Source organism: Synechococcus sp. 8F6, from assembly GCF_002252665.1.
GTDB lineage: Bacteria > Cyanobacteriota > Cyanobacteriia > PCC-6307 > Cyanobiaceae > Cyanobium_A.
On the sequence record NZ_NQKZ01000015.1, the window covers coordinates 12,066 to 31,419 of the forward strand.

A 19,354-nucleotide genomic window follows, 5' to 3' on the forward strand; every position below is an offset into this window, starting at 1 on the left:
CGGAGGCGTGCTGGCCATCTCAGCGCTCCTTCAACTGCACCAGGCCATTGAGGCCATTCATCAGGGCCGAGATCAGCAGGTCTATCACCAGATAGGAACCCAGCAGAATCAGCACCACCTCCACGGCCCGGCCGCTCTGGTTGAGGGTGGTTTCGGCCACCGAATAAAGATCGCTGTAGCCGCAGGCCACCGCTAGCGAGGAGTTCTTGGCCAGGGATATGTACTGGCTATTGAGCCCGGGCACGATTACCCGCAGGGCCTGGGGCATCACGATGCGCCGCAGAGTCTGCAGGGAGCTGAAGCCCAGGGAGCTGGCCGCCTCCCACTGTCCGCGGGCAACCGAGGCCACACCACCGCGCACCACCTCGGCAATAAAGGCGGCTGAGTAAACCACCAGTCCCGTGAGCAGGGCCCCGAACTCCACAGTGAAACTCAGGGGAGCCCTCCAGACCCCATTCACCAGTTCAGGCGAGCCCAGGAACAGGCCCGACTGGGCCAACACCACGCCCGGCAGCTGAATTGCAGCCGAGCCCTTGGGCAGGGCGAGGAACACCACGAAATACCAGAACACCAGCTGCAGCAGCAGCGGGATGTTGCGGATCAGTTCCACATAGATCCGCGCCAGGCGCTTGAGCAAGCCGTTGGAGCTGAAGGAGGCCGTGCCCACCAGGGTGCCGAGCACCGTTGCCCCCACCAGGCCCGCCAACACCACCCGCAGGGTGTTCACCAGCCCCGCCAGCAACGCCCGCCAATAGGGAAGGCTGGCGTCGAAGGGCAGTAGGGTTTCGGAGATGTCGAAGCCGGCGGGATTGCCCAGCCAGCTCCAGCTCAGCAGCAGGCCGCGGGCCGTGAGGTTGATCAGCAGATTGCTGAGCAGGAAGGCCACCACCACTGCCACCACAAGGGCCGCCACGCCCTGCACCAGCCAGGGCAGCAGGCGACGATTGCGCCACCAGGGCGGATCTTCAGCTCGGCTGGTCATGGCTGCAGAGCGGAGATCCTGCTGCTCACAGGAAGGGCGGTGAATACATCAGGCCACCCTGGCGCCATTGCTGGTTCACACCGCGCTCGAGCTTGAGGGGAGAGCCCGTGCCCACATTGCGCTCAAACACCTCGCCGTAATTGCCAACGGCCTTTACCGCTTTAACAACGAAATCGGCCGGCAGGCCCAACTGTTTGCCGAGATCTCCCTCCACTCCGAAGAAGCGCCGCAGCTGGGCGAGGTTCTTGTTGGCTTCGGCCTCGGCCAGCTTGGCGTCGATATTGGCGGCGGTGATGCCAATCTCTTCGGCCTCAATCAGGCTGTAAACCACCCAGCGCACGGCATCAGCCCAGGCCGGATCGCTATTCACGGTGGCCGGGTTGAGGGGCTCCTTGCTCAGTACATCGGGCAAGAGGATGTGGCCTGCAGGGTTTGGGAAGCCGGTTCGCTTTGCCGCCAGCTGGGAGCGGTCAGAGGTCACGGCAACGCAGCGGCCCTGCAGGTAGGCCGCGTAGGTCTGATCGCCCGATTGAAACTTCAGGGGGGTATAGGCGGCATTGAGCTCCCGCATCCGGTCGGCCAGGTTGAGCTCGGTGGAGGTGCCTGTTTCCACGCAGATCGGTTTGCCAGCCACATCCTTGAGGGATTGAATACCGCTGCTGGCCGGCACCATCACGGCCTGACCGTCGTAAAAGGTGGTGGGGGCAAAGGCAAGGGCGTTGCCCCCAGGCGCATCGCGGCTGAGGGTCATGGTGGTGTTGCGGGAGAGCAGATCCACCTCACCGCTGCCAAGGGCCGCGAAGCGCTCCGAGCTGCTGAGGTCGCGGTAGGTCACCTTGGCGGGATCACCGAGCAACGCGGCCGCTGTTGCCTTGCAGAAATCCACATCCAAACCGCTGTAACTGCCGTCGGGAGCCACAAAACTGAAGCCAGGCAGCTTGCCGTCCACACCGCAGATCAGGTTGCCCCGGCTCTTGATCGCCGCCATCTTCTGGCTCTGGATCCCGCCGCCATCACTGGCGCAGCCCACAAGAGCAAGGGCGCCAATCAGGGGAAGGGCTGTGGCAAGTCTGCGCAACATGGGCGGAAAAATTTTTTGTGAAGTGTGGCAGAACAATGCGCAATAGCGATCGCAGACCCTATAAGCGGTTGCCGATCCAACACCTCACGCAAGCCGATCCCGACGCCAACGCAACGTCTGCCACACCAGGAACACCAGCACCACGGGCAGCACAATCAGCAGGGCCACAAAGCGGAATTCATCCAGGGCCGAGGTAAACGTGTTGGAGAGCACCTGCTCCAGCAGATAAAGGCCATAGAGGGCCACCAAGATTGCCCCCTCAAGACGGGTGATCGCGCCGTCGGTCCAGAAGATCGGCAGACAGGCCATGGTGGTGAGCACCATTATCGGCAGATCGCGGCTAACCAACACCGGATCCACCTCCAGTCCCTGGGCGCCAGAGGCGACCCCACACAGACCAAGGATCAACAACTGGTTGAGCAAGTTGCTGCCCACCACATTGCCGATCGCCAGATCGGCCTTGCCGCGGTAAGCCGCCACCAGGGAGGTCACCAGCTCGGGCATGGAGGTGCCTGTGGCCACAATCGTCAGACCAATCACCGTCTGGCTAACGCCCAGAGCAACAGCAGCGGTGGTGGCTCCCTTCACCAGCACCTGGGATCCCACCACGAGCAGCACCAGGCCGGCCGCCAGCTTGGTAGCGGCCACGGCAGGAGTAGCGCGATCGCTGTCGTCGATGTCGTCTACCTCATCGGGATGCTCTCCAGCGGTGCGCATCTCCCAAACCAGGTTGATAACCAGCACCACCAGCAGGGCTAGGCCGGCCTGCCAGGTGAGCCGTCCCCCGGAGGCCATCCCCCACACCGCCATCGACACCCCTAATAAGAGGGGCACATCGCGCCTCACCAGCCGGCTCTGAACCCGCAGCGGCACCACCAGGGCACTCAGGCCCAGCACCACCAACACGTTGAAGATGTTGCTGCCCACCACGTTGCTCACCGCGATCGCATCGCCGCCCTGGATCGTGGAGATCAGGCTCACGAACAATTCCGGTGCGCTGGTGCCGAGCGACACCACCGTCAGGCCGATCACGATCTGGGGGATGCCCAGCAACAGGGCCACAGCGGTTGACCCGCCCACAAACAGCTCGCCGCCGCCGAACAGCAGCAGGATCCCCACAACGATCTCAATGGCACTGGGCACAAGGGTCATCACGCCAGGGCCAGCGGGGGAACAACGTGGCGTGATTCTGAAGGGTCAACCACCAAAAGATCGGGCGTCGAAACGCCCGACCTAGCCCCCTGGCACGCCAGAGGCTGATGGACGAAAAATTAATTCGCGTTTATCTGCAACGGGAGCGCCTTCTCGGGGCCTAGCGCTGACCCAACAGCTCTTCCCAAGTCAGGGGCTGGGCCATGGGCCGTCCCTGGGGACGCTGGTGGATGGGGCAGCTGGGGTAGCTGACCCGGTTGGATCGACTGGATTTGGAGCGAGTTGAGAAGGAAATCGAAGAAAACATCACAAATGAAATGAACGGATATGGATCTCGCACCGGAAGACCGCCATCCCCCGCAGGGAATCACACAAGGCGGTCTGGCTGAACAATCTGACGCGTGGGCCTGTCTTGGTCGGCAATCCCCAGGAAGCGCAGGGGATGAATGGTGCTGGTTCCGGCCTGCGCGGGCTCTGAAGCCCGCCGGCTTCTGCCGGATGTCGTGATCTTAGACCGAATTCCAGCCCAAGCAGCAGGAATATGGGGGCAGGGGGACTTGAACCCCCACAACGTTGCCGTCTGCGGATTTTAAGTCCGCTGCGTCTACCAATTCCGCCATGCCCCCGGCCTGGGCATCTTAAATTCAATTCACTCCACAGTCCCGCTGTGTCGCTGCCCGGATTGCTCTCTTCCATCTCCCCGGACACGCTGCTGGTGCTGGCGGCCTACGTCGTGCTGGGCGGCAGCTACCTGGTGGCCGTCCCTCTGCTGCTCTACGCCTGGATGATCAAGCGCTGGACCGTGATGGGCAAGCTGGAGCGCCTCGGCGTCTACGGATTGGTGTTCCTGTTTTTCCCAGGCCTGATCCTGTTTGCCCCGTTCATCAATCTGCGCATGGCAGGCCAGGGCGAGGTTTGAACCCATGACCAACGGCAAGGCCCTGCTTCTCGCCCTGGGGGTCTTCGTTCTGGGGGGCCTGGGTTATGTGCTGTTTCAGTTCGGCGGGTTTGAGGGCTTCTCGGCTGGCATCGCCGCCTCAGCCCTATTGATGGTGCTGGTGCTCGCCTGGACCGGCAGCTATCTGTTTCGGGTGGTCACCGGTCAGATGACGTTCATCCAGCAACGCCAGCAGTACCGCGAGGCCTACGACGCCTTCACCACCGAAGAGCTGCAACGCAAGTTTGAGGCCCTCAGCCCCGAAGAGCAGGAGCGCCTGCTGCGGGAAACGGGTCAACTGGAGGAAGCCCCCCAGGGCGAGGCATAGGCTCACAGGCCGAAGCCCCTTTCGCTGCCGTGACTGCTGCTGCTGTGACTGCCGCCCCCACCCCAATTCAGCAGCGTTTCACGGCCCTGCGGCAACAGGGCCGCTGCGCCCTGATGCCCTTTCTGATGGCGGGGGATCCTGATCTGACCAGCACCCGGGCCAGCCTGCTGGCGCTGCAGGCCCACGGTGCCGACCTGGTCGAGCTGGGCATCCCCTACAGCGACCCCCTGGCCGACGGGCCGGTGATCCAGGCCGCCGCCAGCCGTGCCCTCAAGGCCGGCACCACCCCAGCCGGGGTGCTGGAGATGCTCCGCTCCCTCAAGGGTGAGCTCACCGTGCCGGTTGTGCTGTTCACCTACAGCAATCCCCTGCTCAACCGGGGCATGGAGGCCTTCTGCACCGCTGCTGCCGCCGCGGGAGCCGCCGGGCTGGTGGTGCCCGACCTGCCCCTGGAGGAAGCGGAGAAGCTCTCGGCGATCGCGGCCGCTGCGGGCCTGGATCTGGTCCTGCTGGTAGCCCCCACCACCCCTGCTGAACGGTTGGGCAGGATCCATCACGCCAGCCGCGGCTTCACCTATCTGGTGAGCGTCACCGGCGTGACGGGCGTGCGCACCAACCTGGAATCGCGGGTGGGCACCCTGGTGGGCCAACTCAAGGCCCAGGGCGACACGCCGGTGGCCGTGGGCTTTGGCATTTCCGGCTCCGAGCAAGCCCGCCAGGTGCGCGACTGGGGAGCCGATGGGGCCATCGTGGGCAGTGCCCTGGTGAAGGTGATGGCCGAAGCCCACGGGCAGCAGGCCGACGTAGCCGCCGCGGCCGGGCGCTTCTGCGCGGAGCTGCGCGCGGGCCTCGACGCCTGACAGGCCAGCGCGTGCTGTTTTCCCCCGCCTGCGAACGCAACCAGGGCCCGATCCTGGCGGTGCTCCAAGACTGGCTCCCTGCCGGTGCCCAGGTGCTGGAAATCGGCTCGGGCAGCGGCCAACACGCCGCGTTCTTCTGCCAGCAGATCGCCGGCCTCACCTGGCAGGCCAGTGAGCGCCAGGACAACCTGGCAGCTCTGCAGGCCCAGCTGGCGGCCCTGAGCCCAGGCCTGCCGCCTGCCATCGCCCTTGATGTGACGGACGCAGGGCAGTGGCCCCGCCAGAGCTTCGATGCGGTGTTCACGGCCAACACCGCACACATCATGCCGGCGACGGCCGTGCCCCTACTGCTGGCCGGCGCGGCCCGGGTGCTGCGACCAGGCGGGGTGCTGCTGCTCTACGGCCCCTTCCACGACGGGGGCGTGCACACCGCCGCCAGCAATGCCGCCTTCGACCAACGCCTGCGCAGCCTCGATCCGGCCATGGGGGTGCGTGACGCCCTGGAGCTGGTGGAACAGGCCCAGGGCCTCGGCCTCGCGGCCCTGGCCGATGTGGCCATGCCCGCCAACAACCGGATCCTGGTGCTGCAGCGGTGATGAGTGACGTCAGCAACTGGTTTGGCGCCGTGGCCGCTGCCTATGCCCGCCACCGGATCACCTACCCAGCAGCCTTCTACGCCGCCTTCCTGGCCCGCCTCCCCGCCAATCCCCTGGTGTGGGATTGCGGCTGCGGCAGCGGCCAGGCCTCGGTGGATCTTGCCGAGGCTGGTGCCCGGGTGATCGCCACCGATGCCAGCGCCGCCCAGCTGGCGGCGGCCGGCCCCCACCCCCGCATCCGTTATCAGCAGGCCGATGCCACCGCCAGCGGCCTGGGCGATGCCAGCCTCGATGGAGTGCTGGTGGCCGCGGCCGTGCACTGGTTCGCCGGCGAGCCCTTCAACTCGGAAGTGCGGCGTGTCTGCAAACCAGGAGCCGTGATGGCCTGGATCGGCTACCTGCCGTTGCTGTTGCCCGAGGCACGGCTCCAGGCCCCACTGGATGCCTTCCACAACAGCACCCTGGCACCCTGGTGGCCGGCCGAGCGGAAATGGGTGGAGCAGTCCTACGCCGGCCTCGTCTTCCCCGGCGAGGAGTGGCCCTTTCCGACCGGACTCTGGATCGAACGCCACTGGACCCTGAGCGAGCTGATGGCCCACATCGGCACCTGGTCGGCGGTGCAGCGCAGCCGGGAAGCCGGGATCGATCCTCTGCCCGCCCTGCAGGCAGAGCTGGCCGTCCTCTGGCCCGACGCGGGCACGGCACCGCTGACGGTGCGCTGGCCGTTCATGGGGCGCTGGGGATCACCAGGCTGAGCAGCCGGTAGCCCCCGCTCCATCCGACCAGAGGCGGTCAGAGGTGGTATTTGGTCGCTGCCTGGTTTTTGCAGGTGGTCTTAGCCACGTCAATCGACTGACGCTTCTTCATCTGCTGCACCACGCAATCGCAGGTGAAATCCTGCATCCCTTCGGGAGCGGGCTTGCCGGATGCCTTCACCTCATCGTTGACCGCCTTGAGGCAGTACTTGCGAACCATCTGATCCATCATGTTGTCTCCAGCCAGGGCGCCAGCGGAAGCGAGACCGAAGCCTGCGACCATCAACACAACACCAAGGCCCAGGGAGCGGCGGCGCATGAACATCCAGAAAGCCATTTCTCAAACGTAACGCCACTGCAAGACACCTGTGGCGTGGCACCCGTAGCCTCAGGCGCGACCGATCACCACCACCATGCGCTTCGTGCTCTGGGGCACCTACTGCGACAACGCGCTCGAGAGGCGCACCCCTTACCGGGAAGAGCATAAAGCTGGGCTGCAAAAGCTTAAAGATGCCGGCACCCTGATCACCCTCGGCCCCACCGAGGGCAGCACCCACGTGTTCGGCATCTACGAAGCCGACAGCCTGGACCAGGTGGAAACCCTGGTGAAAGGTGACATCTACTGGCGCCAGGGCATCTGGACCGAAGTGAAGGTGTACCCCTGGATTCAGGCCTTTTAAACAGGTTTCAAGCCCGCGGCCAGTCCAACTGGGCCTGCTGCCACACGTAGTCGGCCACCGCCTCCGGTCCGCCGTCTCCGAGCACGGCCCCATAGCCCGACATCTGTCCGAGCCCAACGGCGGCGATGGCGGCAATCCGCTGGGCATCGTGAATGCCATTGCGCTCCAGGGCGGCCAGCCGCAGGGTTTTGCCGCGGCGAATGATGTTGCCGCCGTTCACATGGCAACCGGCGCAGTGATTCGCAAACAGCTGGCCCCCATCGGGGCCCGCAAGGTTCGCCCGGGCCGGCGTCGCCCCCATGAGCAGCATTGCCGCCAGCAGCGCCGGCAGCACGGCCCGAAACACGGTCCGCCACAAAGCCGAGCCATCCCACCCGCTCTGCTCCACCACGTCCATTCCGTCATTGCTGGTCCCAGTGTGCGCCCACGGCGGCAAGACCAGCCCAACAAAAAACCCCGGGTAAGCCGGGGTGAACTGTCTTCAGACATCTGGCAGTAGGCCTATCGGCCGAAGCCAATGCTCACTCTTCGTCTTCGTCGGTGGCGCCGGCGGGGATCAGACGAATTTGTTTGCGACCAAGCTTGATCTCAAATTCATCACCGGGCTTGAGATCGAGAAGGGCCGTGTAGGCCTTACCGATCAACAGGTTGCCGTTGCCTTGGACGGTGGCCACATAGCTGAGCTTGCGACCGCCCTTGCCAACCTTGCCAGTGCCGCCAAGCTCAACACCCTTGGCTTCCAGCAGAGCCTCGTAGAAGGCCGTGAAATTGAGGCGCTCGCCGCCGTCTTTCTTACTAGAGACATACCCGCAAGCCCGGACGATCTCCGACTTGCCCACATCGCCAAGCTCTTTGACCTTGGCCAACAGTTCTGATCCAGTGAGCATCGATTTAGGGGTTGGGTGGGATGGGAGGGGACTTCCCAAGGTGATTACATCCAGAATGTACAGCATTAACAGCAGCTGCCAAGCTTTACCGTTCAAATCAACGCCAGAAGATTCAGCCCACTTCCAATGGCGCAGCGGGGAGCAGTGATAGAAAGCACACCGAGGTGGTGAGATGGATGGAGAGCCTGCGTGTGCTGCGTCCGGGCGATCTTGATCAGGTGACTGCTGTGTATCGCGATGCGGTGATCAGCCAGGCCCAAGGCCTCTACACCCCTGTTCAGATTGCAGCCTGGTCCAACCACGCGACTACCAGCAACGCCATCAAAGAAGCGCTGCAGCGTGGGTACGGCCTGGCCAGTTGCAGCCAAGTCGGCCAACACGGCCAGGCCACCGGCCAGACCAGCCCAGCAGTCATTGAAGCCTTTGGACTACTCGATCCCGTCGATCGACTGTCGTTGCTGTACTGCCGCGCACGCTCCTGCCGGCAAGGCCGCAGCAGCGCCATTCTGCGGGCCCTTGAGCTCTATGCCAGGCAACAGGGTTGTCGCCAGTGGCGCACCGAAGCCAGTCAATTGTCGAAACCGTTGCTGCTGCGCCTCGGCTGGTGCATCGATGCGGAGGAAACTGTGATTTTTGCTGGCGAGTCCTTCCAGCGATGGCGGATGATCAAGACCCTGAGCCCATCCCCCGGCTGGACGGGACCTAACGCGGTGAAGACCCCCGGTGGCTGAAGCCCAGCTGCAGCAATTTCTGGACAAGGTGCGCCAGCTGAATGCCTTTGTGGCCCTCAGCGAGGCCGATCCGATCCTGCGCGAGGCGCTGAGAGATTGCAGCGATCACCACGCCGTGGTGGCCCTGGCCCGCAGCCGGGGCTTCGAAATCGGCCGGCGCTGGGGAGAAACCGATCCCCCTGCTGCCGCGGGCGACAACCTGCTGGCCGCAGGCTGCCCGCCGGCGGGAGAAGAATCCATCACCGTGCTGGTCGAGCAGCCCACCTGGCGGCTGGAGCGCATCCATTCCTGTCAGGCGTCAAGCCCGCCGGGCTTCTGGTACGACCAGAGCGAACACGAGTGGGTGGTGTTGCTCCAGGGCAGCGCCAGGTTGGCGTTCGACGGCGAAGAACACCAGCGGGAGCTCTGCCGCGGCGACAGCCTGCTGATTCCTGCCCACCAACGCCATCGGGTGGCCGCTACCGATCCTTCTCCCGGATCCGTATGGCTGGCCCTGTTCTGGAAGGAGGCTTGCGGAGGCTGAGGCTGCGCACCAGCCAAAAGGCACCAGCCAGAGCCAGCACAGCCAACCCGAGGCCAGCGAGCAGCTGGGGCTTGCTCTCGGCACCGGGGGGCAGCACGATCACCTTCCGTGCCACGGCGGTCATGGCGGTGAGCAACACCAGCTCGATCTGCACCACGTGGCGGCGCAGGTAGGAGGTGATGTTCTGCAGCACCTCCAGGGCGATCAACAGGGTGAGCAGATCCCCCAGCACTGTGTTGAGTTTGCCGCCGAGCCAAGGGGTGTCTGGCTGCACAACCGCCAGGGCCACCACACCGATCAACTGCATGGTGCCGGCCACCATCACCACCAGCAGCACAACCCCGAGAACCTTGGCCAGGAGCTGCTCGCTGCGGTCGATCAGGTAGAGGTAATTGGCGTCCTGCAGCAGCCTGCGCAATTTGATCATCCCCGAAGGCAACTAGTTCTTGAACTGCTCGTAAATAGGACGCGCCTGGGTGTCGCTGGGTGAGTTTTCCAGTTGGGTGTCACAGGTGATCGATCCATCCGGGCCGGTGACGCAGTTTTTGGGCTTCACCTTGGTGGAAGGCCCCACGGAACTGCCAGGTCCTACCAAGAAACTCTCGACCTGGGCCCAGGCAGGGGACACTCCAAGGCCGCAGGCCAGGCTGATCGAACCGCAGGCCGCCAGGGACGACCAGAAAGCGGTGGTGCGCGGCATCGCGGGGAAAAAGGACATCACCCCACTTTGACCTGGAAACCTCAAGGTTGTTGGTCTTGACGGATTTCCTGCAACAGCAGATCCAACTGGCCCAGGGAAGCCTCAAGCCCGGGCAGCCCAGCGTCATCCGACCCACCGGCGTCGTCCTCGCTCTGCCACAGCTCTTCCACCCGGCACAGCTGGTCGGCCAGCCCCGGCAGCCCATCGCGGCTGTAGGTGCGCTGCAGCACCTCCAGCAACACCGGCATCCGGATCGAGCCCGCCTGCAGGGCGCGCCGCAGATCCGCCTGGGTGCGCCCCGTGTGCCGCAGCCAATCCTTGAGGAAGGTCTGCAGATCCTCGAGCTCGTTGCTGGTGAGGGTGGACATCGCCGTCAGCGATCCAGGGGGAACCAACGGTCCAGTCTGCGCTGGGCCCGCAACCGAATGGCATCGGTGCGGTGGCGGGTGCAGAGGCCAAGCAGGGCCGTAAGCGCCACCAGATCATCACTGAAGCCCACAGCGGGGATGAAGTCGGGAATCAGATCGAGGGGCACCAACAGATAGGTGAGGGCCGCCAACACCGTGAGCTTGGCCGAGGCCGGCGTTTGGGGATCGAGCAGCAGCTCCAGACATTCCAGGGCTGGACGGGCCAGGGTGCGACCGGCTCGTCGCAGCAATTTGAGCAACACCGCCTCATCCACCACGGTGCTTTCCAGCACCTGAGCATCCACAGAAGCGGGATCCACGGAAGCGGCATTCACGGAATCCGTCACGGGCAGCACAGCAGCCAACCCTTCCATTCAACGCTCCAACGGGGGCTAAACAACCTCCACCAAACCGCTGTCGATGCCGGTTGTCCGCAACTTGCGCAGCGCCCGCTGCACCACTTGACGGCAATGTTCACGGCTGCACTCCAGCTGGCGGGCCACCTCAGCCAGGGTGCGCCATTCATGGCTGCCATCGAGGCCGAAGCGCAGCATCACCACGGTGCGCTCCTTGGGGGTGAGGTTGGCGCGATCCAGCAGGGTCCACACCGTAGCCGTGCGCTCTGCCAGCTCGGCTCGCTCCATCGGCGGCAGCTCCGGGCTGGGCAACACGTCCACCAATTCGGAGGGGTCCGACTTCGACTTCACCACCCCCTGCAGACTGACGGTGATGCTGCGCAGCTCGCAGCCCAGCAGATCCTCCACCTCGGCCAAGGGCAACTGCAGGATCTGGGCCAGTTGAGACGGCCGGGGAGCCGTGCCATTGGCCTGGAGATAGCGGGCTTTGGCCGCCCGCAATTTGGTCAGTTTTTCATTCAAATTCACGGGAATGCGAATGGTGCGGCTCTGGGTGGATAGGGCACGGTTGAGCCCCTGACGAATCCACCAATAGGCGTAGGTGCTGAATCGGTGGCCGCGGGTGGGGTCGTATTTCTCCACGGCTCGGGTGAGGCCCAAGGTGCCTTCCTGAATCAGATCCAACAGATCCAGGCCCTTGTTTTGATAGCGCTTGGCCAGGTTGACCACCAGCCGCAGATTGGCCGTGATCATCTGATTTTTAGCCCGTTCGCCCGTTTTGAGAGTGCGGCGCTCCAACTCGTCGAAATCGCAGGCGGGGCCGGATCCTCCGGCGTCGCGGCAGCGCTCCTGCAACTCCGCCATCGCCTGCACCTTTCGGCCCAAGGTGAGTTCCTGCTCCGGGGTCAGCAACTGATGCCGGCCGATCTCACCGAGAAAGGCGCTCAAAGAGCTCGCCATGGTTCACGCATGCAGTGAATTGAACCTAAGGGCAATGTGCAACCAGAAACCGACCAGCAGAAAAGCTTCCAACTTTCAACCTTCCTTCCCAATTTCATGCCTTGTGCGGTTTTCACAAAGGCTGCGGATTTCTCCATGCCAGCAAAGACTGCTGCATCGATCACGCCCCATGGGCCACAGCAGGGGAGCAGAGCCGGCAGTTACGGTTGCAGGCCATTGCCTCTACCCCATGTTCGGCTTTGCCGCGATCCCCCCTGATGTGCTCTCCCGGGCGGGCGTGGCCTACGTGCACTACCTGAGCTTCATGCTCTGCTTCGGCGCCCTGGTGTTGGAGCGGCGGCTGATCAAGCCCAGCCCCAGCAAAGCCGACGCCACCTTGATGGTGATCACCGATGTGGTGTACGGACTGGCGGCCCTGGCCTTGCTGGGTAGCGGCATCCTGCGGGTCCTGTACTACGGCCAGGGTTCTGAGTTCTATACCCAAAACCCGCTGTTCTGGTGGAAGGTGGGTCTCTATCTGAGCGTGGGCGGGCTGTCGCTCTACCCCACGATCACCTACATCCTCTGGGCCATTCCCCTGCGCAAGGGCGAACTACCCCAGGTGAGCGAAGCCCTGGCGAATCGCCTGGGCTGGATCCTCAACATCGAACTGGTGGGCTTTGCCCTCGTGCCCCTACTGGCCACCCTGATGGCCCGCGGTGTGGGGCTCCCGGCCGCCTGATGGGGGGCCGTCGTGCCCTTCCACTCCTGGCCGGGCTGCTCTGCGGCCTGGTCCGCGCTGCCTGGTCGGCCCCTGCGCTGCCCGATCCCTGCCCACCGCTGCAGGCGCAACGTGCCGTGGACCTCACTGAGTCGCGGCCGATGCCACCCGCTGTGCCGCCCCCCAGCCCCGCCGACTACCGCCACCTCATCAAGCCCACACCCCTGGGCTGGCCGCGCTTGAACCATTGGTGCGTCTGGATCGAGCCCGGCGCCAGCGAGGGCCCGGCAGCCCTGTGGGATAACCGCTGGCGCCAGGCGGTGGATGGGGCCCTAGCCAGCTGGCAGCAGATCCTGCCGATCACGGTGGTGGCCGACCCCGCCCGCGCCCAGGTGCAGCTCCTCCGGCGCAGACCGCGCGTGCAGAACCAGCGGGCCAGTCACGGCCGCGCCACCTTGACGCTGGTAGAGGTGCAACGGGGCGCGCCGGGACAACTCGCCGGCCTATGGCAGCTCGAACCCCAGGTGACCGTGCAACTCAGCCCCGGCCAGGGCGTGCAGGCCATGCAAGCCACGGCCCTGCACGAGCTCGGCCACGCCTTCGGGCTCTGGGGCCACAGCGATCAGCCCGGCGATGCCCTCGCCGCCATCCCCGGCAGCCAGCCGGTGCTGGAGCTCAGCCCCCGCGACCGGGCGACCTTGCGCTGGCTGCAGGCCCAACCCGGGCTCAAGGGCAGCTCACCAGGAACAGCGCTGCCCCCTGATGCCTCGCGCTAAACGCTGGGGATCACCTCTCAGGTTGCGTTCTATTGCGCGGCGTAACGTTGTTTGTGATTCGGCTCGATTGGGCGAAAGCGCGCCACGGACTCACATACGTTTCGCGCTCACAGCAATCCCTGTCCGATGCCCTTGCCAATTTTAGCCACCAAACCGCTCACCAACAACGCCCGGGTGAGCAGCTTTCTGGCCCCCGGTGAGGAGACCCCGCGCCAGAGCGACACCACTTGCTTGCAGCGAGATCGGGCCGCCACCGACGCACTGATCGAGCAGGCCTACCGCCAGATCTTTTTCCATGCCTTCAAGGTGGATCGGGATGAGGTGCTGGAATCCCAGTTGCGTTCCGGCCAGATCAGCACCCGCGACTTCATCCGCCAACTGCTGCTCTCGGAGAAATTCCAGCGAGATTTCTACCGGTGCAACAGCAACTACCGGGTGGTGGAGCAGGTGGTGGGCCGGGTGCTCGGCCGCCAGGTGCATGGAAAAGCCGAAGAGATCGCCTGGTCGATCGTGATCGCCGAGCAGGGGCTGCCCAAGTTTGTTGACGCCTTACTGAATTCCGACGAATACCGCGACAACTTCGGCGACAGCCTGGTGCCTTTTCAGCGCTCGCGGGTACTTCCCGGCCAGGCCGTAGGCACCATGCCCTTCAACCAGCAAGCCCCCCGCTACGACTTCTACTGGCGTGAGGCGATGGCCAGGCGCGCACCCACCGGAGGATTAAACCCCTGGACAGACGGCGGCGGCTGGGCCCGCCCAGCCTGGCTGGAAGGCCAGCCCACACCAAAGGTTCAAGCTATCTGGCAATACACCGTGGCTACCGGAGGCTTCGTGCTCACCGGCCTGGTGATCTGGATTGCTGCGGCCATGCTCAGCACAGGCTAAGGCGGTCCTCAGCCCCGCCGGGGGGCGCCGCGGCGGGCTGCCAACACCTGCTGCACCTGGCGCCAACTGACGCCGTGGTGGGCCAGGGCCACCTGCAGGTGGAAGACGATGTCGGCCGCTTCACCGGCGATCTCGGCGGCGTTGGCGTCCTTGCAGGCCATCACGAATTCGGCGCTCTCCTCGCCGATCTTTTTAAGGATGCGGTTGTCGCCCCCCTCCAGGAGCTTGTTGGTGTAGCTGCCGGGCTCGGGATGGTCGCGGCGCCCCTCGATCACACGCATCAGCTCGGTGCACACATCGGCCGGCGGCGGCGCAGCCGCTGGGCCTCCGGCTGTGGGCGCGGGGCCGTCGTCGTAGAAGCAGCTGCGGGCACCGGTGTGGCAGGCCACATCGCCGCGCTGCTCAATGGTGAGCAGCAGCACATCGGCGTCGCAGTCGTAGCGCAGACCTTTGAGGCTTTGAAAGTGGCCGCTGGTGGCGCCCTTGTGCCACAGCTCCTGCCGCGAGCGGCTCCAGTAGTGCACCTCACCGCTGGCCAGGGTGCGCTCGATCGCCTCGCGGTTCATCCAGGCCACCATCAGCACGGCACCATCGAGCCAGTCCTGGGCCACGGCGGGGATCAGGCCGGCCTCGTTGAACTGCAGGCTCGCGAGCAGTGCGGCTGTGGATCCGGGATCCGGGGCCTGAAATGATGCCTTCACGGGCTGCCAATCCATCGATCCCGATTCTCCCGCACCACTCGCTGTCCCAGGGGATGACCGCCGCCTTCACCTGCTCGAAGACCTTCAGTGGGTATCCCTGCTGCCACCGCCAGTGGCGCCACCCGGGCCACTGCCGCTTCGTGCATGGCTACAGCCGCAGCTTCACCTGCTGGTTTAAAGCCACCGCCCTCGATGCCCACGGCTTCGTGGTGGATTTCTCCAGCCTCAGCTCCCTGCAGGCCCAGCTGGCCGAGCAATTCGACCACACCTTTCTGGTGAATGCCGACGACCCACTGCTGGAGCAGTGGCAGGCCCTGCACGACCAGGGCGCCCTCGACCTGCGGGTGATGGACAACGTGGGCATGGAAGCCAGTGCCCAGCTGGTGTGGAGCTGGGCCAACGCCTTGCTGCAGGCCCGGGATGGGGGACGCACCTGCTGCTGGAAGGTGGAGTGCCGCGAAAACGAGAAAAACGCCGCCTGCTACACGGCGGTGCCGGAGTGGTTCGGGGCCACTCCAGGCGGCTGAGCCGGCCGGCAAGGCAGATCCGCCGCATCTATGCCAGGGTCAGCGGGCCTTCCCCAAGCCAACCTTGGAGCGACTGGCCACCGCCTGGGCCATTTTTCAGGGGCTGCTGATTGAGGCCCTGCCGTTTCTGCTGATCGGGGTGGGCATCGCCAGCCTGGCCCGCTGGCTCGCCCCCGGTGGCGCCTGGCTGCGCAAGCTGCCGCGCGATCCCCTGCTGGGTCCGCTCACTGGCGCCGCCCTGGGTTTTGCCCTGCCGGCCTGTGAGTGCGGCAACGTGCCGGTGGCGCGGCGGCTGCTCGCCGGCGGTGCCCCCCTGGGCACGGCCCTGGGCTTTCTATTCGCCGCTCCGGTGCTGAACCCGATCGTGCTGGCCAGCACCTGGGCCGCTTTCCCCAACCAACCCTGGCTGCTGGCAGCCCGGCCCGCCGGTGCCCTGCTCCTGGCCCTGCTGCTGGCGAGCGTGCTGCGGCTGCTGCCCGAAACGGCCCTGCTCGATCCGGTGCTGCTGGAGGAACGGCGGCTGAGCCAACCGCTGGCGGAGGTGGGACTGCTGGAGCGTCGCACCGGCCTGGTGGGCGCCGTAAGCCCGCCGCCGCTGCCGGCCAAGCCGACCCGCCCGCCGCTGCAGGAGGTGCTGCAGCAAGGCAGCCGCGAGTTTCTGGATCTGGCGGCGCTGCTGGTGCTGGGCTGCGTCATCGCCGCCACGGTGCAGACCCTGCTGCCCCGCAGCTGGTTGCTGGCGGTGGGGGGAGCCCCGACCCTGTCGGTGCTGAGCCTGATGCTGCTGGCGGTGGTGGTGTCGGTGTGCTCCAGCGTGGATGCCTTCCTGGCCCTGGGCTTTGCCGCCCAGATCACCCCCGGGGCCCTGCTGGCCTTTCTGGTGCTGGGGCCCGTGGTGGATCTGAAGCTGCTGGGCCTGTTCCGGGTGCTGCTCCAGCCCAGGGCCATCGCCATCACCGCCGCGGCCGCCACCGTGGCCGTGCTGGTGCTGGGCCAGTGGGTCAACCTGGTGCTGCTGTGATGCGCGCCCTCGCCCTGGCCCTGTGGGGAGCGGTGCTGCTGGGGAGCACCCTCAGCGGGCGGCTGGATCTGCTGCTCAACGGCGTCTTCCACCCGCTGGTGGGCCTGAGCGGCGTAGCCCTGCTGGTGTTCGCCGGGTTGGTGCTGAAGGCCGACCGCGACCTGGCCATGGGTCCGGGTCGGCGGCTGTCCACGCCGCGGGCCACCCAGCTGGCCTTGGGGCTGAGCATCGCCGTCGCCCTGCTGGTGCTGGCGATCCCACCCAACCCCTCCTTCAGCGATCTGGCCGCCAACCGCCCGGCCGAGCTGGGCGAGGAGGCGGAGCTGAGCTTCGTGCTGCCGCCGGCCCAGCGCACCCTCACCGATTGGGTGCGGCTGCTGCGCAGCCAGCCCGATCCCAGCCTCTACGCGGGGGATCCGGTGCGCATCAGCGGATTTGTGTGGCCCCAGGACAACGACCAACCCCAGCTGGCCCGGCTGCTCGTGCGCTGCTGCCTGGCCGATGCCACGCCGGTGGGGCTGCCCATGCGCTGGCCGGCGGGCCAGAAGCCCAGGGCCGATCAATGGCTGGCGGTGCAGGGAACCATGGCGATGGAGGAGCACAACGGCCAAACCCGCAGCGTGGTGGTGGCCGAGCAGATCAGGCCGATCCCCCGGCCCCGCCGGCCGCTGGAGCCATGAACCAGGCCACGAAACGGGTGCTGCTGCTGTTGGCGGGCGGGCTCGGCCTGGCAGCCCTGCAGCAACAACTGCTGCTGCGGCGCCCACCCCGGCTGCTGGAGCTCCAAGCCTTCAGCGCCAGTTCGGGGCCGGCGGCCCTGGATCTGCGCTTCAGCCGGCCGATGCTGCGCGCCAGCCTCGAGCGCGACAGTGCCCTCAAACCACCGCTGGCCTGGCGCTGGCTGGGGGAGGGCAACCCCCTGCGCCTGCTGCTGCGGCCGGGTCAAACGATCCCCGGGCCCCTAACGCTCCTGCTGGCCGGCGTCGACCGCCGCAACCTGCCCCTGCCACGGCAGCGCTGGCGCTGGGACCCCCGGCCGCGGCTGCTGGCGGTGGTGCCGGTGCCCGGCGGCGAGCAGTTGCAGCTGCAACGGCGCGATGGAAGCTGGCAGCCGCTGACGCCGGTGTGGCCCCAGCTGGCCCAGGTGATGCCGCTCGGCAACGGCTCCGGGGTGGCCCTGCTCAGCGGCAACGACCAGGGCTCCCATCAGCTGTGGCTGCTGCCGCTGCAGCAACGCAATCTGGTGCGGGCACCCCAGACGCTCTCCGAACCCCGGCCCGGCCAACTCCAGCCGCTCAGCAGCGCCCCCCTGCTGTTTGCCCACCTGAGCAGCAACCAGCGGGGCGATCTGCTGGTGCAGTCGGCCACCGCAGCATTGGATCCAGGCAGCACTGTGCTGCGCCGCGTGCAGGGGGGAGAGGTTGCCATCCCCCAAAGCGCCACCGGGCCCATGCAGCTGCTGCCGGAGGGGGGAGGGCTGGTGGTGCCCGAACTGGAGGGACTGACCCTCCACAACCTGCCGGGGCAGCCCAGCCGGCGCCAGGTGCTGCCGGGGAGCCGGGAACTCAGCAGCTTCTGCCCCGTGAGCGGCCGCGCCCTGCTGGTGCGCCACTGGCCCGACTACCGGCGCTCCTTGGAGCTGGTGGAACCCGGCCAGCCGCCGCGGCAACTCTGGATCGGCGGGGAAGCCGTGCTGGCCAGTGCCTGCGACCGGGGCGGCGAGCGGGTGTGGCTGGTGGTCAGCGACTGGGCCCGGGGATCGCACCCCCAGCTATTGGCCCTGGATCGCCGCGGCCAGCTGCTGCAGCAACGCCCGCTGACGGGCTGGGAGGTGGAGCCCGGTGCCCCGTTGCTGTTTGATCCCAGCAGTCAACAGCTGCTGCTCACCCTGCGCTCCAGGGCCCGGGCCACTGAGGCGGCCCAGCCCGTGCTGATCGAGGCGACCACGCTGGAGCTGCGCCCGCAGGCTAAGCCGGTTCGACTGGCCCAGTGGCTACCCGCGGGCTGAAAGCCACTGGGCCTGCAGGGCTGCGATCGGCAACAGCCCCATGCAGAGCACGCCGATCAGGGGGCCCGGCGGCAGGTTGATCGCCGGCTGGATCGCCAACAGAAATCCTGCGCCACTGAGGACCAACCCCACCAGGGCCGAGCGCCCCAGGGCCTGGCGCAGGCTGGTGGCCCCAGCGAGGGCCACCAGGGCCGGGGCGCCCATGAGGGCAATCACGAGCACCACCCCCACCGCCGTCATGGCACTCACCACCGTGAAGGCGGTCACCAGGGTGAGCAGCAGCCGCAGCCGCTGCACCGGCAGGCCAGCGCTGGCGGCACCGAGAGGATCGACCCCGAGATACACGTAGTGGTGGTAGCGCCAGGCCAGAAGCAGGAGCACCGCGGCCAGGGCCAGCAGGCTGCGCAGCAGATCGATCGGCCCGGCCGCCAGCAGGTCGCCGAACAGCACCGCCTCCAGATCCACCCGGATGTGCAACAGGGGAATCAACAGCACCCCCAGCCCCAGAAAGCCAGCCAGCACCGTGTTGAGCACGGCCTCATCGCCGGCCTGGCCCGGGCGATCCCGGCGGCTCAGGCGCTCCGCCAACAGGGCGCCGGTCACGCCGCTGATCACCCCGCCCAGGCCGGGATCGAGCCGCAGGGCCACCGCCAGGGCCAGGCCCGGCAGCACCGCGTGGGACACGAGGTTGGCCAGAAACAGCCGCCGCTGCACCAACAGCAGGGTGCCGGCCAGGGGACAGAGGGCGCCGATCACCAGGGCCAGCAACAGAGGCAGCAGCCACCAGAGAGTCTCCATAGG

General features: G+C 66.3%; 28 protein-coding genes and 1 tRNA gene. 15 read left to right on the forward strand and 14 right to left on the reverse strand.

What is annotated here, in order from left to right; translation table 11 throughout:
- Positions 1 to 19: 19 nt before the first annotated feature.
- The 4 genes from CJZ78_RS10575 to CJZ78_RS10590 all read right to left on the reverse strand — a co-directional run bounded on the left by CJZ78_RS10575 (position 20) and on the right by CJZ78_RS10590 (position 3,841).
- Positions 20 to 982, reverse strand: coding sequence for an ABC transporter permease subunit (locus CJZ78_RS10575; RefSeq protein ID WP_094561289.1), 963 nt, complete (start codon positions 980 to 982; stop codon positions 20 to 22).
- Positions 983 to 1,007: 25 nt separating this feature from the next.
- Positions 1,008 to 2,063, reverse strand: coding sequence for an amino acid ABC transporter substrate-binding protein (locus tag CJZ78_RS10580; protein WP_094561290.1), 1,056 nt, complete (start codon positions 2,061 to 2,063; stop codon positions 1,008 to 1,010).
- Between the two features lie 84 nt (positions 2,064 to 2,147).
- A complete protein-coding gene (locus CJZ78_RS10585) occupies positions 2,148 to 3,215 on the reverse strand; it encodes a calcium/sodium antiporter (RefSeq protein WP_094561291.1) in 1,068 nt (355 codons plus the stop codon).
- A 542-nt stretch (positions 3,216 to 3,757) separates the two neighbouring features.
- Positions 3,758 to 3,841: transfer RNA gene (locus CJZ78_RS10590), tRNA-Leu, on the reverse strand.
- A 41-nt stretch (positions 3,842 to 3,882) separates the two neighbouring features.
- On the opposite strand from CJZ78_RS10590, the gene CJZ78_RS10595 reads away from it, so the two are divergent.
- The 5 genes from CJZ78_RS10595 to CJZ78_RS10615 are packed head-to-tail and all read left to right on the forward strand — an operon-like array spanning position 3,883 to position 6,691.
- On the forward strand, positions 3,883 to 4,134 hold the full coding sequence (locus CJZ78_RS10595) for an NAD(P)H-quinone oxidoreductase subunit L (RefSeq protein ID WP_094561292.1): 252 nt from the start codon (positions 3,883 to 3,885) through the stop codon (positions 4,132 to 4,134).
- 4 nt (positions 4,135 to 4,138) lie between these two features.
- A complete protein-coding gene (locus CJZ78_RS10600; protein ID WP_094561293.1) occupies positions 4,139 to 4,480 on the forward strand; it encodes a DUF3007 family protein in 342 nt (113 codons plus the stop codon).
- Between the two features lie 29 nt (positions 4,481 to 4,509).
- A complete protein-coding gene (gene trpA, locus CJZ78_RS10605) occupies positions 4,510 to 5,340 on the forward strand; it encodes a tryptophan synthase subunit alpha (RefSeq protein WP_198953882.1) in 831 nt (276 codons plus the stop codon).
- Positions 5,341 to 5,351: 11 nt separating this feature from the next.
- Positions 5,352 to 5,936: a DUF938 domain-containing protein gene (locus CJZ78_RS10610; RefSeq protein ID WP_094561295.1), complete on the forward strand. Its 585-nt coding sequence runs from the start codon at positions 5,352 to 5,354 to the stop codon at positions 5,934 to 5,936.
- Positions 5,936 to 6,691, forward strand: coding sequence for a class I SAM-dependent methyltransferase (locus CJZ78_RS10615; protein ID WP_094561296.1), 756 nt, complete (start codon positions 5,936 to 5,938; stop codon positions 6,689 to 6,691). The genes CJZ78_RS10610 and CJZ78_RS10615 overlap by 1 nt, the downstream gene beginning before the upstream one ends.
- 37 nt (positions 6,692 to 6,728) lie before the next feature.
- Here the strand turns inward: CJZ78_RS10615 and CJZ78_RS10620 are convergent, their stop codons facing one another.
- Positions 6,729 to 7,028, reverse strand: coding sequence for a hypothetical protein (locus tag CJZ78_RS10620; RefSeq protein ID WP_094561297.1), 300 nt, complete (start codon positions 7,026 to 7,028; stop codon positions 6,729 to 6,731).
- Between the two features lie 76 nt (positions 7,029 to 7,104).
- Here CJZ78_RS10620 and CJZ78_RS10625 point away from each other — a divergent pair, with 76 nt between their 5' ends.
- Complete coding sequence (locus CJZ78_RS10625) at positions 7,105 to 7,371, forward strand: YciI family protein (RefSeq protein WP_094561298.1); 267 nt, start codon at positions 7,105 to 7,107, stop codon at positions 7,369 to 7,371.
- Positions 7,372 to 7,378: 7 nt separating this feature from the next.
- On the opposite strand, the gene CJZ78_RS10630 is transcribed toward CJZ78_RS10625, so the two are convergent.
- Positions 7,379 to 7,768 carry a c-type cytochrome gene (locus tag CJZ78_RS10630; RefSeq protein WP_094561299.1) on the reverse strand — a complete coding sequence of 130 codons (390 nt, stop codon included), beginning with the start codon at positions 7,766 to 7,768 and terminating at the stop codon, positions 7,379 to 7,381.
- Positions 7,769 to 7,892: 124 nt separating this feature from the next.
- On the reverse strand, positions 7,893 to 8,258 hold the full coding sequence (locus tag CJZ78_RS10635; protein WP_094561300.1) for an AbrB family transcriptional regulator: 366 nt from the start codon (positions 8,256 to 8,258) through the stop codon (positions 7,893 to 7,895).
- A gap of 176 nt (positions 8,259 to 8,434) precedes the next feature.
- Here CJZ78_RS10635 and CJZ78_RS10640 point away from each other — a divergent pair, with 176 nt between their 5' ends.
- Both CJZ78_RS10640 and CJZ78_RS10645 read left to right on the forward strand, forming a co-directional pair.
- Complete coding sequence (locus CJZ78_RS10640; RefSeq protein ID WP_094561301.1) at positions 8,435 to 8,989, forward strand: hypothetical protein; 555 nt, start codon at positions 8,435 to 8,437, stop codon at positions 8,987 to 8,989.
- The gene (locus CJZ78_RS10645; RefSeq protein WP_094561302.1) at positions 8,982 to 9,512 is read left to right on the forward strand and encodes a Nif11 domain/cupin domain-containing protein; all 531 of its coding nucleotides are present in this window, start codon (positions 8,982 to 8,984) and stop codon (positions 9,510 to 9,512) included. Before CJZ78_RS10640 ends, CJZ78_RS10645 begins: the two co-directional genes overlap by 8 nt.
- On the opposite strand, the gene CJZ78_RS10650 is transcribed toward CJZ78_RS10645, so the two are convergent.
- From CJZ78_RS10650 to CJZ78_RS10670, 5 genes are read right to left on the reverse strand one after another with little or no spacing between them, the layout of a single operon-like run.
- Positions 9,448 to 9,939, reverse strand: coding sequence for a phosphate-starvation-inducible PsiE family protein (locus CJZ78_RS10650; protein ID WP_094561303.1), 492 nt, complete (start codon positions 9,937 to 9,939; stop codon positions 9,448 to 9,450). The two genes, CJZ78_RS10645 and CJZ78_RS10650, sit on opposite strands and share 65 nt — an antisense overlap.
- Positions 9,940 to 9,951: 12 nt before the next feature.
- The gene (locus CJZ78_RS10655) at positions 9,952 to 10,212 is read right to left on the reverse strand and encodes a hypothetical protein (RefSeq protein WP_233128692.1); all 261 of its coding nucleotides are present in this window, start codon (positions 10,210 to 10,212) and stop codon (positions 9,952 to 9,954) included.
- 41 nt (positions 10,213 to 10,253) lie between these two features.
- Positions 10,254 to 10,580 carry a hypothetical protein gene (locus CJZ78_RS10660; RefSeq protein WP_094561304.1) on the reverse strand — a complete coding sequence of 109 codons (327 nt, stop codon included), beginning with the start codon at positions 10,578 to 10,580 and terminating at the stop codon, positions 10,254 to 10,256.
- A gap of 5 nt (positions 10,581 to 10,585) precedes the next feature.
- Complete coding sequence (locus CJZ78_RS10665) at positions 10,586 to 10,966, reverse strand: YkvA family protein (protein WP_233128694.1); 381 nt, start codon at positions 10,964 to 10,966, stop codon at positions 10,586 to 10,588.
- 45 nt (positions 10,967 to 11,011) lie between these two features.
- Positions 11,012 to 11,935 carry a sigma-70 family RNA polymerase sigma factor gene (locus CJZ78_RS10670; RefSeq protein WP_094561306.1) on the reverse strand — a complete coding sequence of 308 codons (924 nt, stop codon included), beginning with the start codon at positions 11,933 to 11,935 and terminating at the stop codon, positions 11,012 to 11,014.
- Positions 11,936 to 12,164: 229 nt separating this feature from the next.
- On the opposite strand from CJZ78_RS10670, the gene CJZ78_RS10675 reads away from it, so the two are divergent.
- The 3 genes from CJZ78_RS10675 to CJZ78_RS10685 all read left to right on the forward strand — a co-directional run bounded on the left by CJZ78_RS10675 (position 12,165) and on the right by CJZ78_RS10685 (position 14,296).
- Positions 12,165 to 12,656, forward strand: a complete 492-nt coding sequence (locus CJZ78_RS10675) for a DUF2214 family protein (RefSeq protein WP_094561307.1) — start codon at positions 12,165 to 12,167, stop codon at positions 12,654 to 12,656.
- Entirely contained in the window at positions 12,656 to 13,411 is a 756-nt protein-coding gene (locus CJZ78_RS10680; protein WP_233128696.1) for a peptidase, read from the forward strand. The genes CJZ78_RS10675 and CJZ78_RS10680 overlap by 1 nt, the downstream gene beginning before the upstream one ends.
- 126 nt (positions 13,412 to 13,537) lie before the next feature.
- Positions 13,538 to 14,296: a phycobilisome rod-core linker polypeptide gene (locus CJZ78_RS10685; RefSeq protein ID WP_094561308.1), complete on the forward strand. Its 759-nt coding sequence runs from the start codon at positions 13,538 to 13,540 to the stop codon at positions 14,294 to 14,296.
- A gap of 8 nt (positions 14,297 to 14,304) precedes the next feature.
- On the opposite strand, the gene hisIE is transcribed toward CJZ78_RS10685, so the two are convergent.
- Positions 14,305 to 15,012: a bifunctional phosphoribosyl-AMP cyclohydrolase/phosphoribosyl-ATP diphosphatase HisIE gene (gene hisIE, locus CJZ78_RS10690; protein WP_094561309.1), complete on the reverse strand. Its 708-nt coding sequence runs from the start codon at positions 15,010 to 15,012 to the stop codon at positions 14,305 to 14,307.
- Positions 15,013 to 15,050: 38 nt separating this feature from the next.
- Between hisIE and CJZ78_RS10695 the strand changes: the two genes are divergently transcribed.
- The 4 genes from CJZ78_RS10695 to CJZ78_RS10710 all read left to right on the forward strand — a co-directional run bounded on the left by CJZ78_RS10695 (position 15,051) and on the right by CJZ78_RS10710 (position 18,553).
- Entirely contained in the window at positions 15,051 to 15,524 is a 474-nt protein-coding gene (locus CJZ78_RS10695) for a 6-carboxytetrahydropterin synthase (protein ID WP_094561310.1), read from the forward strand.
- 64 nt (positions 15,525 to 15,588) lie between these two features.
- Complete coding sequence (locus CJZ78_RS10700) at positions 15,589 to 16,545, forward strand: permease (protein WP_094561311.1); 957 nt, start codon at positions 15,589 to 15,591, stop codon at positions 16,543 to 16,545.
- Complete coding sequence (locus CJZ78_RS10705; protein ID WP_094561312.1) at positions 16,545 to 17,225, forward strand: TIGR03943 family protein; 681 nt, start codon at positions 16,545 to 16,547, stop codon at positions 17,223 to 17,225. Before CJZ78_RS10700 ends, CJZ78_RS10705 begins: the two co-directional genes overlap by 1 nt.
- Positions 17,222 to 18,553 carry a hypothetical protein gene (locus tag CJZ78_RS10710; RefSeq protein WP_094561313.1) on the forward strand — a complete coding sequence of 444 codons (1,332 nt, stop codon included), beginning with the start codon at positions 17,222 to 17,224 and terminating at the stop codon, positions 18,551 to 18,553. Before CJZ78_RS10705 ends, CJZ78_RS10710 begins: the two co-directional genes overlap by 4 nt.
- On the opposite strand, the gene CJZ78_RS10715 is transcribed toward CJZ78_RS10710, so the two are convergent.
- Entirely contained in the window at positions 18,539 to 19,351 is an 813-nt protein-coding gene (locus CJZ78_RS10715) for a metal ABC transporter permease (RefSeq protein ID WP_094561314.1), read from the reverse strand. The genes CJZ78_RS10710 and CJZ78_RS10715 overlap by 15 nt on opposite strands.
- Positions 19,352 to 19,354: the final 3 nt, after the last annotated feature.